Here is a 366-nt window from a genome sequence, read left to right as displayed (position 1 = left end):
ACATCAATATAAAAGTCAGGTTCATTCATGGATTTGTTATTAAAAAACATCTCGATATATTCTTCTCCCATATCAACAGTTTTGGGTTTGCGGTAACCCAGCGTGGCAAAGATTTTATCGGCCACTTTCGAACCGCCGCCAAGCATACCTTTATCACAAAAATATAAAGCTAAAAAAAGTAATCCATCAAATATAAAAGCGCCAATGCATCCTATAAGAAAATAAAGTAATTCCCTACCACTTTTTATTGTTACGCAATTGATAGATATTGCTATACATATAATTGTTGCAATAAAAATGCCTCCTGAAATAGTGCCAGCGAACTTAAGCGAAGATTTATTACTTGCTTTAGTTCCCTTCATCGCC

At 34.7% G+C, this 366-nt stretch carries 1 protein-coding gene; it reads right to left on the bottom strand.

Going from position 1 to position 366, the window contains the following annotated elements; genetic code table 11:
* On the bottom strand, positions 1-366 hold a 366-nt coding region (locus tag B9N71_RS13200), incomplete at both ends, for a hypothetical protein (RefSeq protein WP_167370131.1).

This window comes from Gilliamella bombi, assembly GCF_900103255.1.
GTDB lineage: Bacteria > Pseudomonadota > Gammaproteobacteria > Enterobacterales > Orbaceae > Gilliamella > Gilliamella bombi.
Note: the sequence above shows the minus strand (reverse complement) of the source record. Positions and strands in the feature narration are given on the sequence as shown.